Source organism: Haloferula rosea, assembly GCF_016595525.1.
Classification (GTDB): domain Bacteria; phylum Verrucomicrobiota; class Verrucomicrobiia; order Verrucomicrobiales; family Akkermansiaceae; genus Haloferula; species Haloferula rosea.
The window spans coordinates 1-14,863 of sequence record NZ_JAENII010000003.1 but is presented as its reverse complement, the minus strand read 5'-3'; the positions used below and the strand labels follow the sequence as shown (position 1 = coordinate 14,863).

Annotated in this window: 11 protein-coding genes; 6 read left to right on the top strand and 5 right to left on the bottom strand. The window is 62.7% G+C overall.

Annotated elements, in window-relative coordinates; translation table 11 throughout:
• Entirely contained in the window at window positions 1-654 is a 654-nt protein-coding gene (locus JIN81_RS04500) for a metal-dependent transcriptional regulator (RefSeq protein WP_200276993.1), read from the top strand.
• 11 nt (window positions 655-665) lie between these two features.
• On the opposite strand, the gene JIN81_RS04495 is transcribed toward JIN81_RS04500, so the two are convergent.
• On the bottom strand, window positions 666-1,343 hold the full coding sequence (locus JIN81_RS04495) for a FadR/GntR family transcriptional regulator (RefSeq protein WP_200276990.1): 678 nt from the start codon (window positions 1,341-1,343) through the stop codon (window positions 666-668).
• A gap of 95 nt (window positions 1,344-1,438) precedes the next feature.
• On the opposite strand from JIN81_RS04495, the gene JIN81_RS04490 reads away from it, so the two are divergent.
• From JIN81_RS04490 to JIN81_RS04475, 4 genes are all read left to right on the top strand, one after another.
• On the top strand, window positions 1,439-2,623 hold the full coding sequence (locus JIN81_RS04490) for a cysteine desulfurase family protein (RefSeq protein WP_200276987.1): 1,185 nt from the start codon (window positions 1,439-1,441) through the stop codon (window positions 2,621-2,623).
• A gap of 83 nt (window positions 2,624-2,706) precedes the next feature.
• A complete protein-coding gene (ypfJ, locus tag JIN81_RS04485) occupies window positions 2,707-3,585 on the top strand; it encodes a KPN_02809 family neutral zinc metallopeptidase (protein WP_200276984.1) in 879 nt (292 codons plus the stop codon).
• A gap of 102 nt (window positions 3,586-3,687) precedes the next feature.
• The gene (locus JIN81_RS04480; RefSeq protein ID WP_200276982.1) at window positions 3,688-5,139 is read left to right on the top strand and encodes a sulfatase family protein; all 1,452 of its coding nucleotides are present in this window, start codon (window positions 3,688-3,690) and stop codon (window positions 5,137-5,139) included.
• Window positions 5,140-5,224: 85 nt separating this feature from the next.
• Window positions 5,225-5,410, top strand: coding sequence for a hypothetical protein (locus tag JIN81_RS04475; protein ID WP_200276979.1), 186 nt, complete (start codon window positions 5,225-5,227; stop codon window positions 5,408-5,410).
• Window positions 5,411-5,444: 34 nt separating this feature from the next.
• Here the strand turns inward: JIN81_RS04475 and JIN81_RS04470 are convergent, their stop codons facing one another.
• The 4 genes from JIN81_RS04470 to JIN81_RS04455 form a co-directional block, all read right to left on the bottom strand.
• Window positions 5,445-6,422: an HAD family hydrolase gene (locus tag JIN81_RS04470; RefSeq protein WP_200276976.1), complete on the bottom strand. Its 978-nt coding sequence runs from the start codon at window positions 6,420-6,422 to the stop codon at window positions 5,445-5,447.
• 109 nt (window positions 6,423-6,531) lie between these two features.
• Window positions 6,532-8,031 carry an alpha/beta hydrolase gene (locus JIN81_RS04465; RefSeq protein WP_200276973.1) on the bottom strand — a complete coding sequence of 500 codons (1,500 nt, stop codon included), beginning with the start codon at window positions 8,029-8,031 and terminating at the stop codon, window positions 6,532-6,534.
• A 73-nt stretch (window positions 8,032-8,104) separates the two neighbouring features.
• Window positions 8,105-10,225 carry a phosphate acetyltransferase gene (gene pta, locus JIN81_RS04460; RefSeq protein WP_200276970.1) on the bottom strand — a complete coding sequence of 707 codons (2,121 nt, stop codon included), beginning with the start codon at window positions 10,223-10,225 and terminating at the stop codon, window positions 8,105-8,107.
• Between the two features lie 5 nt (window positions 10,226-10,230).
• Window positions 10,231-11,436 carry an acetate/propionate family kinase gene (locus JIN81_RS04455; RefSeq protein WP_200276967.1) on the bottom strand — a complete coding sequence of 402 codons (1,206 nt, stop codon included), beginning with the start codon at window positions 11,434-11,436 and terminating at the stop codon, window positions 10,231-10,233.
• Between the two features lie 129 nt (window positions 11,437-11,565).
• Here JIN81_RS04455 and JIN81_RS04450 point away from each other — a divergent pair, with 129 nt between their 5' ends.
• Complete coding sequence (locus JIN81_RS04450; RefSeq protein ID WP_200276964.1) at window positions 11,566-14,421, top strand: GNAT family N-acetyltransferase; 2,856 nt, start codon at window positions 11,566-11,568, stop codon at window positions 14,419-14,421.
• Window positions 14,422-14,863: the final 442 nt, after the last annotated feature.

Genomic DNA, 14,863 nt, shown 5'->3' with positions numbered 1-14,863 from the left:
ATGCCGAGCAGCACGGTCGAGAACTACCTGAAGGCGATCTACGGGATCGCCGAGCACTCCGACGAGCAGGCCCTGGTGCCGATCGGGAAGATCGCCGAAGCTCTGGAGCTGACGCCTGGAACCGTGACGACGATGATGAAGCACCTCGATAAGGAGGCCTTCATCCGCTACCACCCTCGGAAGGGAGTGGAGATGCTGGACAAGGGGCGGCTGATGGCGCTGCAGGTGCTGCGTCGCCACCGCTTGATCGAGCTGTTTCTGGTCGAGGTGATGCATCTCGACTGGGCTCACGTGCACGACGAGGCCGAGGTGTTGGAGCATGCCTTGTCCGACCTATTGGTGGAGAGGATTGATGAGATGCTGGGTCGGCCGGCCTATGATCCGCATGGTGATCCGATCCCGGATGCGACGGGGGCGATGCGTGAGGATCGATCGCGGCCGATGGTGGATCGTGAACCGGGGCCGTGCCGGCTGGTCCGGGTGTCACGGGATGAGCCGGAATTCCTCCAGTGGCTGCAGAAGGCGGGGCTGCGACCGGGGGCGGAGCTTCAGGTGGTCGGCTGTGACCGGCTGGGTGGCATCGTCGAGATCGAGGTGGCCGGCCAGCCGCTGAAACTGGGTGAAGCGGTGGCGGCGGATCTATGGGTGGTGTGAGTGGCGGGTGGCTACTCTTTCAAGTCGACGAAGTGGCGTCGTGAGCTGAGCAGGTGGCGGCGCATGGCGTCGGCGGCCTGGTCTCCGCGACCGAGCTCGATGGCATCAAGGATGGCTTCGTGCTGCTCGATGACCTCGCCATACCATTGGTCGTGTCCGCGGTTGGTCTGGGCGTAGTCGATGCAGCGCTTTTCGAGTGCGCCGAGCAGGGTGGCGTAGATGCGGTTCGGGCAGGCGAGGGCGATGGCCATGTGGAAGCTGATGTCGGCCTTGCTGAAGGGGCGGCGTGATCCTTCGCTGGCCTTCATCTGTTCGAGGGCCCGACGGATGTCGGAGATGGCATGGGCGCCGGCGAGCTGGGCGGCGAGTCGGGCGCACTCCGACTCGACGAGGATCCGGAAGTCGATGAGTTCGAGGAAGTCGGCTTCCTCGACGAGGATGGAGTAGGTTTCGACGGCGGAGCCGAGTGATTCCAGGCTGGGGTCGGCGAGGTAGGTGCCGGAGCCCTTCTGGGTGCGGAGGAGCCCGCGGCCGCGGAGTTGTTGGATGGCCTCGCGGATGACCGTGCGGCTGGCATCGAAGCGGACGCACAGCTTTTCCTCGGACGGCAATCGTTCTTCCTTGGGGATCTTTCCAGCGAGAATCTCGGCTTCGAGTTCGCTGGCGATCCGGGCGCTGAGGCGTTGCATGAGCGGAGGGTAACACCACGGGATTCGATTCCGCAATGATGGGAGGGGCATTCGGAAACGATTGATGCGGCGGGCGGACGGCCTACGATGGCGGCGTGATTTACCTCGATGCGAATGCGACGACTCCGATGCTGCCTGAGGTGTATGAGGCGATGGTGCCGTGGCTGCGGGATCGGTTCTGCAACCCGAATGCGTCGTATGCCGGGGCGCGTGAAGCACGGGATGCGATCGAGTCGGCCCGCGAGCAGGTGGCGGCGTTGATCGAGGCGTCGACGGAGGAGCTTGTTTTCACGGGTGGGGGGACGGAGAGCACGAACATGGCACTGAAGTGGCTGGCCCGACTGGTGGGCCGGAAGAGCGGGACGGTGGTGACTTCCGAGATCGAGCACAGTGCGGTGCTCAAGCCGATCGAGACCTTCGAGAAGGTGGGCTACGAGGTGGTGCGGGTGCCGGTGGATGCGGGCGGGCGCTTGGATGAGGAGGCCTACCGTGCTGCCTGTGAGAAGGCGGCGGAGGGAGGGGGCTTCGTGTCCCTGATGTGGGTGAACAACGAGACCGGAGTGATCCAGCCGGTGGAGGACGCGGCGGCGGTGGCGCGTGAGCACGGTCTGGCCTTCCACACCGATGCGATCCAGGCGGTGGGGAAGGTGCCGGTCGAGGTTGGCGGGCTCGACATCGATTTTCTTTCGCTGAGTGGTCACAAGTTCCATGGCCCGAAGGGAGTGGGAGCGCTCTATGTGCGCCGCGGTTGTCGGTTTGAGCCGATGGTGCGCGGGGGTGGCCAGGAGGGGGACCGGCGGAGCGGGACGGAGAATGTCGCGGCCATCGTCGGTCTGGGGAAAGCGGCAGAGCTTGCGCTCAAGGACCAGAAGGAAGCGATGCAGCGGGTGGCTGCATTACGCGATGGATTTGAGTCGGCATTGGTCGAGCGGGTGCAGGGGGTGACGGTGAATGGGGATTTGATCCACCGGGTGCCGACGACCTCGCACTTGTCCTTCGATCGATGTGAAGCGGCGGGCCTGCTGGTGCTTCTGGATGAGCGGGGTGTGGCGTGTTCGGCCGGGAGTGCGTGCATGACGGGAAAGCAGAAGCCGTCGCATGTGCAGAAGGCGATGGGTTTCAGCGACGACAAGGCAAAGAGCAGCCTGCGGTTCGGCTTTTCAAAGCTGACGACTCAGTCCGACTGCGACGCCGGGGTGGAAGCGGTGGTCAGCGCGGTGGAGCGACTGAGGCGGGTGCAGGGTGGGGGGACCGGCCCGGTGACGGTGTATTCGCCGTGAGGTGGATGAAGAGGGTGGGGCGATCTGTTCCTTGTCGGCGGGCGTGGCTTCCGCTAATGCTAGCCAACTGAATTTGAATCATCATGGAGTGGAAAGGTCGTAGAAAGAGTTCGAATGTGGAAGATGCCCGGGGACGTCGTGCTTCCGGAGGAGGAGGGGGTGGCCTTTTCACCTTGGTTGCACTGATCGGGAGGACCTTCGGGATCAAGGGGCTGTTGATCATCGGGGTGCTGGGTTTCGCGGCGTGGAAGATGGGGCTGGTGGATCCAAGCATGCTGATGGATGGCGGCGGATCGACGACGAGTCAGTCGGTTCAGGTCAGCCCGGAGGAGCAGGAGAGATTCGAGTTTGTGAGTGTGGTCCTGGGGGATACGGAGGATGTATGGGCCAAGGAGTTCGCACGGGTGGGACTGCGCTACGAAGAGCCGGGCATGACGGTCTATCGGGGTCAGGTTTCGACGGCATGCGGCACCGGGCAGTCCGAGATGGGGCCGTTTTATTGCCCGGCGGATCGGAAGGTCTACATCGACCTGAGTTTCTACGACGAACTGGCCAAGACCTTCGAGGCGCCGGGGGATTTTGCCCAAGCCTACGTGATCGCCCATGAGGTGGGACACCATGTGCAGAAGCTACTGGGAACCTCCGACAAGGTGGCGGCAAAGCGGGGTCAGCCCGACTACAACGAGTATTCCGTCCGCCTGGAGCTGCAGGCCGATTATCTGGCCGGAGTGTGGGCCCATCACTCGCGCAAGTATCTGGAGGACGGAGACATCGAGGAAGCGATGCGTGCCGCCAATGCGATCGGGGACGATGCGATCCAGCGGAAGATGCAGGGGCGGGTGGTTCCCCATTCCTTCACCCACGGAACGTCCGAGCAACGGATGCGGTGGTTCATGAAGGGACTGAAGAGCGGTCGGATCGAGGACGGGGACACCTTCTCGATGTCCTACCGCGAACTCTAGCAGGTGAGGGAGTCGCCTACCCGGTTTAGGGGACTTTTCAGCGGATGGTCACTTGGTAAGCTTTGCCTCTTTCCATGAAACCCCTCCCGGTGAGGTCAAACGATGAAGAATCTGGTATTCACGAAGCTGGTCCTGTTGGTGGTCCTGTCATCCCTATCGGCGGAGGACGCTGTGGGTGGTTTCCCGATGAAGGGATCGCGCCCCAATGTGGTCTTCTTCCTCGGGGATGATCAGAGCCGCTTCAATCATACGAGCTACGGTCATCCGACGGTTCCGACTCCGACGACGGCGGCCCTTGCCAAGGAATCGCTCGTCTTTGACAAGGCGTTCACGGGACAGGCCATCTGTGCGCCGAGTCGGTCGATGCTCTACACGGGGCTCTATCCGCTGCGCAATGGCTGCTTCATGAACCACACCAAGGTGCGGCCCGGCATTGAGACGCTGCCCTCGCTGCTCAAGGAGCGTGGCTACACGGTGGTGCTTGCCGGGAAATCCCACGTCAGCCCTGACCAGAGCTTCCCATGGTCCCATCGTTTCCTGCCGGTCGAAAAGCCTGGTGCGTCGAGGCACTGGATCCCACTCGAGGAGATCGATCGTTTCCTGGCGGATCCGGGTCCTGATCCCTACTGCCTGATCGTGGCGAGCGAGTTTCCCCATTCGCCCTACATGGAGAAGACGCGGTTCAAGGCGGGGGATGTGGTACTGCCTCCGTATGCGAAGCAAAGCGATTCGGCGAAGGAGGCCGCGGCCCACTACTACGCGAACATCGAGCAGAAGGAGATGGAACTCGCGGCTCTTCTGAAGCTGCTCGACAAGCATGGGCAGCGGGAGAAGTCGGTTTTCTTCTATGCGGATGACCACGGCATGGAACGAGGCAAGTTCACGAGCTACGATTCAGGATTGAATGTGGCATTCATGGTCCGGTGGCCCGGGAAGGTGGCGATGGGGCGAAGCAAGGCACTGGTGAGTTTCGCGGACTTCGTGCCGACGATGATTGAGCTGGCGGGAGATCGTCCGCAGGGATTCGACGGCAAGAGCCTGCTCCCGGTGCTGGCAGGAAAGGCGACTCATCATCACGACTACGTGTATGGCGTGACCGTCAATCAGGGGACGCTCGGGAGGCACGTATTTCCCCAGCGTTCGATTCATGACGGTCGCTACCACTACATCCACAATTTCAACACGCTCGAGCGTCTGGAGCGCGAAGAGAAGGTCGGTAGGGAAGTGGATTATTTCCTCAAGAAGGGGGCTGCAAGGTATCCCACGCACCGGGAGGAGATGCTCTTCGACACCCAGAGTGATCCGCACGAACTCAGGAATATCGCGCAGGATCCCGAGTATGCCGCGATCAAGGAGAAGCTGAAGAACCGGTTGTTCCTGTGGATGAAGGAGCAAAACGATTACCTTTCCGAGGACGGTCCGGTGCCGTTCCTGCAGGCGAAGGACCGGTTCGGTCTGGACAAGCGGGATGAACGGAACCGGATCCCGACGGAATACGTGAACCGTCTCAAGGGCCGGAAAGTCGATCCCCACGCGGTGACCGCGCCCAAGTAGCGGACTCGGGTTTCGTGGGCGTGGGGCGCATCAGCGGTCTGTGATCCGTCCTTGCCGCAAGGGTCGGAATCGACTGAGTTGGGACATGCGCTTCCTTCTCCTCTTCGTTCCCGTGGTGTCCGCTTTGCTGAGTTCGTGTGTCGTCGAGCGGACGGTGACCGACAGTTCCGGGAACGTGATCTATCAGGAACCGGAGATGCGGACGCCCTTCGAAGATGAGAAGAAGCGTCAGCAGGAAGTGATGGAGAAGGAGCGGGAACTGGGCTGGTAATCCTTCCGCCGATGGAGGTGGAAGGCGGCCGGGATCATTTCTCAAAGGCGAAGACCTTGTTCCAGTCGTTCTTCATGTCGACCACGGTCCAGCCCTTTTCGCGGGCTTCATCGAGGCCCTTGTCGAGGCGGCCGATGTGGGAGTCGCGGTCGTAGGCCCACTCGCGCTCCGCATCGGTGTGGTGCACATACAGGCTGAAGCGCGGGCCGTCGCCGGACTGGGTCCATTGGTGCATCTGCAGGTCGCCATCGGAGTTTCCAAACGAGGCGATGGGGCGGCGACCGATGTGGGTCTGGATGCCGACCGGTTTGCCTTCCTTGTCGTCGATGAACCCGATCTCGGGGACGCGCATGACCACGGCCTTGCCATCCTTGATTTCGAACTTGGTCTTCACGCTGCTGCCGATGACCTGCTCCGGTGGGATGCCGTAAACGCGCTCGGTCCACGGGCGCATGAAGTCGATGCCGCCGCCTGAGACGATGAAGGTCTTGAAGTCATTGGCGCGGAGGTAGGTGAGGAGTTCGAGCATCGGCTGATAGACCATCTCGGTGTAGAGCTTGCCGGTCTTCGGATGCTTGGCGGTGGTGATCCAGTCGTTCGCGATCTTGGCAAACTCATCGGTGGTCATGCCTGCGTGGGTGGCCATGGCCATTTCCAGCAGTGCCTTTTCGCCACCTGCCAGTGCGGACTTGATGTCTCCCTTGAGGACGGAAGCGAAGGGCTCCTTGGTCTTCCACTCAGGGTGCTCGGGAGCCAACTCCTTGATCCGATCAAAGATGAAGAGGGCCTGGAAATACACCGGTTGTTCCGCCCAGAGGCAACCATCGTTGTCGAAGGTGGCGATGCGGTCGGAAACGGGAACGAAGTCGTCGGAACCTTCCTTGGTGACCTTTTCGACGAATTCGATGATCGCTTTCTTGGGAGCGGTGTCATTCCACGATGGCAGTGGATCGGCAGCGGAGAGGGCGTGAGTGAGAGTGAGAGTGCAGGCGAGAGTGGCGAGTTGTTTCATGGTTCAGTGTTGAGAGAAGAAAGACCATACTCAGGTCCTGTCGTTATGAAAGCAAGGGAATGAGGGGTGGGTGACCGTGTGGTTGCGATGTCCGGGAGGGAAAGAGCGGCTATTCCGGGGCGGCTGCAGGTGCATTGGTCTCGCCGGGGCCGAATCCGGTGAAGGTCAGGCATTGCTTCTCCAACCACGGATAGAATGGGTTCCATTTCTGGCGAAGCATCTCGCCCGGACTGATGAGGAGGGTGCCACGTTCGCCGCGAAGGGCGCGGTTTCCCAAGGTCGGGGTCTTGCCGCCATCGCCACTTCCGTAGAGGCCGTCATCCTCGGGGAAGGGAAGGGCGACGTGGGACAGCGAGAAGGTGTCGCCGGGCCATGAGAGGTCGGTGGATTCGATGGAGATGGTTGATTCGCCGGACTGCCGGTGGGTGATCTGCACCAGCGAGGTGGGAGCTTCGTTGGCGGTGGTGTTGCTGACCACACTGAGGGTGAAGGGGTGGTTGGCGCCCTTGAGGAGGTCGGCGAGTTGGTCGGCGGGATCCGTTTTCAGCAAGTGCTCGATGAGTTCGACCCGGTTGATGTCGAAGAGGACGAGCTGGTGGCCGGATGGAGGAAGGCGGCTGAAGAGGCGCGAGATGAGGGCGGGCACTGAGACAGTGGCATCGACGGCGGATTGGAAGACGAGGGTGCGCGGGAAGTTGTCGAGCTCACCCGCTGCTGACATGCTGCCGAGCCGTTTGTCGATTTCGGCGGTGATGCGGTGGGCCTGATCCCCGGCGTTGATGGCGAAGGAACCGTATTTGAAGGGGTCGTATTCCATGGAGATGGAGTTCCACGCGAGCTTGTCGAGCCCGAGCCAGTGTCCGACCCGGCCCTGCCAGACGGCGAGCGCCGCGGCCTTGGAAACACCGATTTCCGGCGACAGGAGGACCATGGCCTCGGGGCGTGGGAGTGAGTCATCCTCAAGGGACTCGATGGCATACATCACGGCGAGTGCTCCGCCATTGGAGTAGCCGACGAGGTAGATCGGTTGGTCGCCGACCTGTTTCTGCAGTTGGGTGGCGGCGAGCCGGACGGCGGCGGACATGTCCTTCCAGGTGGTCTCGATCAGTCCGCTCGGGGCGGTTCCGTGTCCGGGGATGCGCAGGCCGATGACGTCGGCGCCTTGCTGGTGGTAGGTTTCCCCGAGGTGACGGAGGCTGTAGGGGGAGTCCGACATGCCATGGAGGAGCAGGACGCCGGCGGTGGGGCTTTCGTGGGTCAGCTGGAAGGTGCGGTTCCAATTGGTCTCCATGCTGGTGGGGTCCATCATGCTGCCCTTTTGGAAACGGTTGATGGCCTGGGCGTCACCGGGCGGCATCTTGGCATAGACTTCGGTTTCGAGTTGATCGAAGAGGCGTTCTTCTAGCGCGAGATATCCGGAGAAGTCGTCGACGTCGGACTTGGTGGTGAATTCCTCGTCCAGATCGACCTCGTGCCACAGGTGGAGGTCGGCGCGGTTGTTGAGGACGTAGATCGCGATGGCGATCAGGGACACGAGCGTGACGAGGATCCCGTAGCCCAATGCCCGGCGGAGCATCGTGACGGAGTGTTGAGCAAACGTCTTCTTCATCGAAGGCGACGCTAACAAGGTCATCCTCCTTGGGGAGGACAAAGTGGTGCGAACGCGGTGGGGGGGTGGTCGATCAGCCTTGGGCCTGCACGGCGGTGAGCGCGATGGTGTAGAGGATGTCCTCGACGGAAGCTCCCCGGCTGAGGTCGTTGACGGGCTTGCGCATGCCCTGGAGCATGGGGCCCATGGAGATGACGCCGGCGGAACGTTGCACGGCCTTGTAGGTCGTGTTGCCGGTGTTCAGGTCGGGGAAGATGAAGACATTGGCGCGTCCTGCGACCTCCGAGTCGGGGGCCTTGGTGGCGGCGACTTCGCGGTTGCTGGCGGCATCGTACTGCAACGGGCCATCGATGATGAGTTCGGGGGCGCGTTTTCTTGCGATGGCGGTGGCCTCACGGACTTTTTCGACCTCACTGCCTGATCCCGAGCCGAGGGTGGAATAGCTGATCATGGCGACGATGGGGTCGATGCCGAAGGCCTTGGCCGAGGCGGCACTCTGGATGGCGATGTCGGCGAGGGTTTCGGCATCGGGATCTGGATTCACGGCGCAGTCGCCGTAGACGAGCACCTGATCCGGCAGGCACATGAAGAAGACCGAGGAGACGACCTTGGCGTGAGGTGCGGTGCGGATCAGTTGGAGGGCGGGGCGAATGGTGGAGGCGGTGCTGTGGATGGCTCCGGAAACGAGGCCGTCGACCTCATCCATGGCCAGCATCATGGTGCCAAGCGTGACGTTGTCGCGCAGGGCTTCGATGGCATTGGCTTCGGTGAGTCCCTTGTGTTTCCGGCGTTCCAGCAGAGGGGCGAGATAGCGATGGCGGATGGATTCCGGGTCGATGATTTTCACCGCGGGCGGGATTTCGAGTTCGTTGATGCGTGCAAGTTCCTCGATCTGGCGTGGATTCCCGATCAGGTGGCACTCGGCGATGCCGCGCTCCGCGCAGCGCACGGCGGCTTCGATGGTCCGCGGTTCTTCGCCTTCGGGAAGGACGATGCGCTGTTGGTTGGCGCGTGCCGTCTTGCTGATGCGGTGGCGGAAGGCGGGCGGGGAAAGCCGTTTGGCAACGTGGGTGGCGCAGCGCTGGCTGATCCAGCCGGAGTCCACGTGGCGGGCCACGGTGTCCATGACGAGATTGATGCGATCGACGTCCTCGACCGGGATCTCCGGGTTGAGTTCGTGCAGGGCGCGTGAGATCTCGAACGAACTACTCGGGACGCGGAGGACGGGCAGGCCGCCGTGGAGTGAGAATTCGTCCGAGCAGTAATCCAGCAGCTTCTCGTCCGGTTCGGTGTCACCGGTGATGATCAAGCCGGCAAGTTGGATGGATTTGCTGGCGGCGAGCGCGGCGCCCACGATGATGTCGCTGCGGTCCGCGGGGGTGACGACGAGGGTGCCGGAGGTGAACCCCCGGATGCTGTTGGCGACGGTGCGGGCGCACAGGCTGATCTTCTTGATGCGCCGTTGTTCCATGTTGCCGGGGAAGATGACGGTGCCGTTTAGCTCGGCGATGGCATCGACCACGCGGGTGTAGCTGAGCTCGGCTTGGAAGGGGACGAGCCCGATCAGGTCGAAGCGGTCCGAGCCGGGACCGAGCGACTTCCGCAAGGCGGGCAGCAGTTCGGAAGGGTCGCACGAGGGACAGCCGAGTTCGTCGGCGAGGAGCTGGGTGTCGAGGTGGTTGATGACGACGCCGGGCTTTCGATCGAACAATTCCTTGGGGATGGAATCGAAGAGGTCGCGGAGTTGGTTGCTGATGACCGAGCAGGAACTTTTCTCCGGTCTCATGACGAGCACGACCTCGGCATTGAGGGTGCGTCGCAGGGCGACATTGAGCCGGTGGGCGTGGGGCAGGTCGGAGGTAGGCACGAGGCCTTCGACGATGATGGCCTCCTGGCCGGGTGGCAGTTGTTCGTAGCGGGTGATGACCTCTTCCATCAGGTCGTCCACCGAGTCGGTGTTCATCGCGGCGACGACCATCTGGTAGTCGATGGGGGTCGGCGGTGTGAGTGTGGTGGTGGCGTTCAGGTAGGCCGACGAGCGGTCAAAAGTTTCCTCTGGATGGGGCTGGCCGAGCGCCTTGAAGAAACCGAATGGGATACCGAGTCGGTCGAGGGCGCGGACGAGCCCGGCGCTGACGGAGGTCAGGCCGACGTTGCGGCCGATCGGGACCGTGAGGAAGGTGTGGTGCGGCATGGGATTCAGTGGGTGCAGACCTGTTCCCGGGTGGCCCGGGCGATGGCGAGTTCTTCGTTGGTGGGAACCACGATGGCCGGAGGGCCCGGGGAGTCCGACCGGGTGATGATGCCTTGGGTCGACGCCCCGTGGGAGGCGTTCGTCCCGGCATCGAGCTCGAAACCGTAGTGGGTGAGGTGCTCGAGGGTCTTCTCACGCACGAGGGCGGAATTTTCCCCGATGCCTCCGGTGAAAATCAGGGCATCGGGCATGCCACGGAGCGCGACGGTCAAGCCGGCGAGTTCGCGGGCGAGTCGGAAGCAGAAGATGTCGACGGCGAGCTGGGCGGCCTCGCAGCCTGCGGCGAGCTTCTCGGTGAGGAGGCGCAGGTCGTTCGAGAGTCCGCTGACCCCCAGCAGGCCGGACTTCTTGTTGAGGAGGTCGGTGATTTCCTGAAGCGACATGCCGGTCTGCTCGTGGAGGTAGCTGTGGAGGTTCGGATCGATGTTGCCGCTGCGGGTTCCCATCGGCATGCCTTCCAGTGGGGTGAGGCCCATGGTGGTGTCGACCGACCGGCCGTTGAGGATGGCGGTGGCGCTGCATCCATTGCCGAGGTGGGCGGAAATGAGTCGGGATGAGTCGAGCGGCAGGGAGAGGCGGCGGCAGGCTTCCGCGGCGACGAACTGATGGCTAGTACCATGGAAACCGTAGCGGCGGACCTGGTGGTCCCGATAGAGGAACTCAGGAACGGCGTAGCGGTAGACATGGGGGGCGATGGTCTGGTGGAATCCTGTATCGAACACGGCGACCTGCGGGACTCCCGGGAGCGCGGCGATGGCCGCTTCGATGCCGAGGGCATTATGCACCGCGTGGACGGGGGCGAGCGGAGAGAGTTGTCGGATCCGCTCGATCTCGGATTCGCCGACGAGGACGGGTCCGGAAAAGGCCTGGCCTCCATGCACCACGCGGTGGCCTGCGGCGGTGATGCTGAGGTCCTGCAGCTGGGGGTCGGCCTTGAGGGCTGAGAAGGTGGCTGCGAGTGCGGCGGCATGATCGTGGTGACCGGGAAAACGGATGGGGACGGGGTCGGCCTCCCGCACGATGTAGTGGCCCGAGATCGCGGGGGATCCCACTTGCTCGACGCTGCCGCGGACGATCGGGTCGGCATCGAGGTCGTCGAAGATGGCGAATTTCACGGACGAGCTGCCGCAATTGATGACGAGGATTCCCATGGGGATGGAAGTGAAGCCTAGCGGGGCGGCAGGTCAACGGGAACGACGGAACCGCGCGAATTTCGGCAAGGATCGCGCAGTCTTTCGCGCCCCCTTTACACCGCGGAGGTGGATCCCTAGTTTGCACCTGTGGAGAAACTGGGTTCCTCGAAAGACGCTTGGCTGAAGATCATCCGGCCCGGCTCACGGGTATTCATCGGGTCGGGGGCGTCGGTTCCACGTGCCTTGATCGAGAAATTGCTGTCGGTGGCGGACCACCTGAGGGATGTGGAACTGGTGCACATCCATACGCTGGGGGAGGTGCCGTGGGTTACTCCGGAGTATGCCGATGTGCTGCGGACCAACACCTTTTTCCTGACTCCCGAGGTCGGGCAGGCGGTGCTCGAGGGCCGTGCGGACTACACGCCGTGTTCGCTGTCCGAGGTGCCGAAGTTGTTCACTTCGACGGTGCTCCCGATCGATGTGGCACTGGTGTCGGTCAGTCCGCCGGACGAGCATGGGAAGGTTTCGCTGGGGGTGAGTGTGGATGTGGTGCGGGCGGCGGTGAAATCGGCGCGGGTGGTGGTCGCCCAGGTGAATGCGCGGGTGCCGAGGACGTATGGTGAGTCGCAGCTGGATGTCAGCGAGATCGATTACTTTCTGAAGCGGGATCTGGCTCCGGTGGAGGCGCCGAAGGCCCATAGCAACGAGGTGCGGAGGAAGATCGGGGTGTATCTGGCGGAGTTGGTGGACGATGGATCCACGCTGCAGGTCGGCATCGGGGTGACGCCGGTGGTGGCGATCCAGGCGCTGAAACACCACAAGCACCTGGGGATTCACAGCGGGATGTTCTGCGAGTCTCTGATGGAGCTGATGCGCTGTGGGGCGGTCGACAACAGCCGCAAGCATTTCATGAGCGGGCGGAGTGTGGTGAGTCATGCTCTGGGGTCACGGAAGCTGTATCGCTTCACGCATGAGAATCCCGAGATCGAGTTCCGTTCCAGCGCATGGGTGAACGACCCCGGGATCATCGCGATGAACCAGAAGATGGTGGCGGTGAATGGCGCGCGGCAGATCGACATCACCGGGCAGGTGGTGAGGGATTCGGCCGGCCATGAATTCCATGGGGGCATCGGCGCGCAGATTGATTTCGTGCGTGGTGCGGCTGCCAGTCCGGGGGGGCGTCCGGTGCATGTGATGCCATCCACGAGTTCGGACGGGAAGATCTCGCGCATTGTGGCCAGCCCGGGTGAAGGTTCGGTGGTCGCGAGTGCGAGGACCGACGTCCACTATGTGATCACCGAGTATGGGGTGGCTTGTTTGCGCGGCAGGAGCATTCGGGAGCGGGCATTGGAGATGATCCAGATCGCGCATCCGAAGTTCCGTGAAGCATTGATGCGCGGGGCGCACGAGCGCGGGTGGATTCCGAAGTTCGTGTCGGTCGCTCCGACGAGCCTGCAGCCCGGCGACACCGAGAGCGGGGTGGAGTTTCACCGGCTTTCATTGGGGGACGACTCGAGGCCTTTCTTCATGCGGCCGCTGCATGCTTCGGACATCCGGCGATTGCAGGAGTTCTTCTACAGTCACTCCGAGGAGACGATCCGGAACCGCTATGGCTACCTGCGCGATTCGATGCCTGCGGACTCCGCCTACAAGTTGGTCGGTGTGGATCAGTCGGTGGATTTGGCGCTGGGGATCTTCGAGGAACGCGGGGTGGGCCGCGAGTCGTTGCTGCGGTCGGTGGGTCGGTTCTACCGGGATGCGGAGGGGGAGGAGGCGGAAATCGCCTTTGTGGTCCACGATGAGACGCGGCGAATGGGGATGGCGAGCCGCTTGTTCCGGGAGCTGGCCAAGGTGGCGAAGAGGCGCGGGATCCGTGGGTTCTGGGCCGAGGTGCTGCCGGGGAATCGACCGATGGGTGAGCTGTTCGAGCGTTTCGGTGGCAAGGCCGAGCGCTCACCGGATGGCGACGAACTGATCTATCGGATGAAGGTGGCCACGGTGCTGCGTTTGACAGCGGGTGGGGCGAAACCGAGCTCGAAGAAGAGCGCGTCCGCCAAGGTGACGATCGGTTGGCATGGTTCCGAAGAGTATCTCCGGCATGCGACCGGGCCGAACGAGGTGGAGAATCCCGAACGCTATCGGGTGCTGCTCGCCGCGCTTGAGAAGGAGGCGAAGAAGCTTGGCGCGGTGCCCTTGCCGAACCGGGAGATCCGTCGGGAGGAATTGTTGAGGTGCCATGCGGCGCACTATCTCGATCTGGTCCACATCGATGTCGAGAGTCTGGCGGACCGCCTGCGGACGGGGGATACACCGATCTGTGCGGAAAGTGAGGAGGTGGCGAAGTTGGCGGCCGGGGCTGGCCTTGAGGCCGTGGCCGCGGTGATGGAAGGGCGGGTCGAGCGGGCCTTCGTGGCGGTTCGTCCGCCGGGGCATCATGCGACGACTGACCGGGGAATGGGCTTCTGCATCTATAACAACATCGCGCTCATGGCCCGCCACGCGCAGGAGGAGTTTGGGGTGAACCGGGTGTTGATCGTCGATTGGGACGTGCATCACGGGAATGGCACCCAGGACATCTTCTTTGCTGATGAGAGCGTATTCTTCTTTTCCGCGCATCAGTCGGGAATTTTCCCGTTCTCCGGAGCGGCGGAGGAAACCGGGGCGGGCCCGGGAATGGGGACGAACATGAACCTGCCCTTGCCGCTGGGAAGCGGGATCGAGCGCATGCTCTCGGGCATCGAGGATCAACTCGCGCCGGCGATGGAGAAGTTCCGCCCGGCGCTGGTGCTGGTTTCGGCGGGCTTTGACGCCCGCTTGGGGGATCCGCTCGGCGACTTGTGCCTGACCGACGAGGATTTCGCCACCCTGACTCGGGCCGTGGTGACCATCGCCGAGAGATGGGCGAAGGGGAGGGTGATCTCGATCCTGGAAGGGGGCTACGATCCGGATGGTCTAGCTAAGGCGGCGGTGTCCCATCTACGGGCCTTACAGGAAGGGGTTTGAGAGGAATGCTGCTGTTATTGGGAGGGAGTCGGGAATGCGATGTGGTACGACCGTCCCCGGTCATGAATCTGAAAAGGCTTTGGTTGCCTACGTGGCGCGTTCGAGCACGAGGGTGTCCAATGAATGAGTGGCGGAACGGTTGGCGATGGGCCATCCTTTGAACGTCAGTCGAGCGGTAAGCAGGGTAAGCGAATCCCGAGTGCTACGAAAGAAGGCCGAAGCGCTGGCCGAACTGGGGATCAGAAAGGCACGGGAAAGCTCGCCGGTTCATCGAAATGCAAAATGAAAGGACTGACCCCAGGGCCTGAGACGACCGCCGCCGCCAAGCTTCTAATGGTCGAAATCTAGGACCCGTATGATGCCTCCACTCGCTGAGACGCGGGTGTTATGATGGCAAGAATCCCTTGCTTGTGGGGGGGACGGGGAAACCCGATTAGAAGGA

Coding starts and splice junctions, on each gene's coding strand:
- JIN81_RS04495 (WP_200276990.1), bottom strand. CDS start 1,343: ATGCAACGCCTCAGCGCCCGGATCGCCAGCGAACTCGAAGCCGAGATT.
- JIN81_RS04480 (WP_200276982.1), top strand. CDS start 3,688: ATGAAGAATCTGGTATTCACGAAGCTGGTCCTGTTGGTGGTCCTGTCA.
- ypfJ (WP_200276984.1), top strand. CDS start 2,707: ATGGAGTGGAAAGGTCGTAGAAAGAGTTCGAATGTGGAAGATGCCCGG.
- JIN81_RS04500 (WP_200276993.1), top strand. CDS start 1: ATGCCGAGCAGCACGGTCGAGAACTACCTGAAGGCGATCTACGGGATC.
- JIN81_RS04465 (WP_200276973.1), bottom strand. CDS start 8,031: ATGAAGAAGACGTTTGCTCAACACTCCGTCACGATGCTCCGCCGGGCA.
- JIN81_RS04470 (WP_200276976.1), bottom strand. CDS start 6,422: ATGAAACAACTCGCCACTCTCGCCTGCACTCTCACTCTCACTCACGCC.
- pta (WP_200276970.1), bottom strand. CDS start 10,225: ATGCCGCACCACACCTTCCTCACGGTCCCGATCGGCCGCAACGTCGGC.
- JIN81_RS04455 (WP_200276967.1), bottom strand. CDS start 11,436: ATGGGAATCCTCGTCATCAATTGCGGCAGCTCGTCCGTGAAATTCGCC.
- JIN81_RS04475 (WP_200276979.1), top strand. CDS start 5,225: ATGCGCTTCCTTCTCCTCTTCGTTCCCGTGGTGTCCGCTTTGCTGAGT.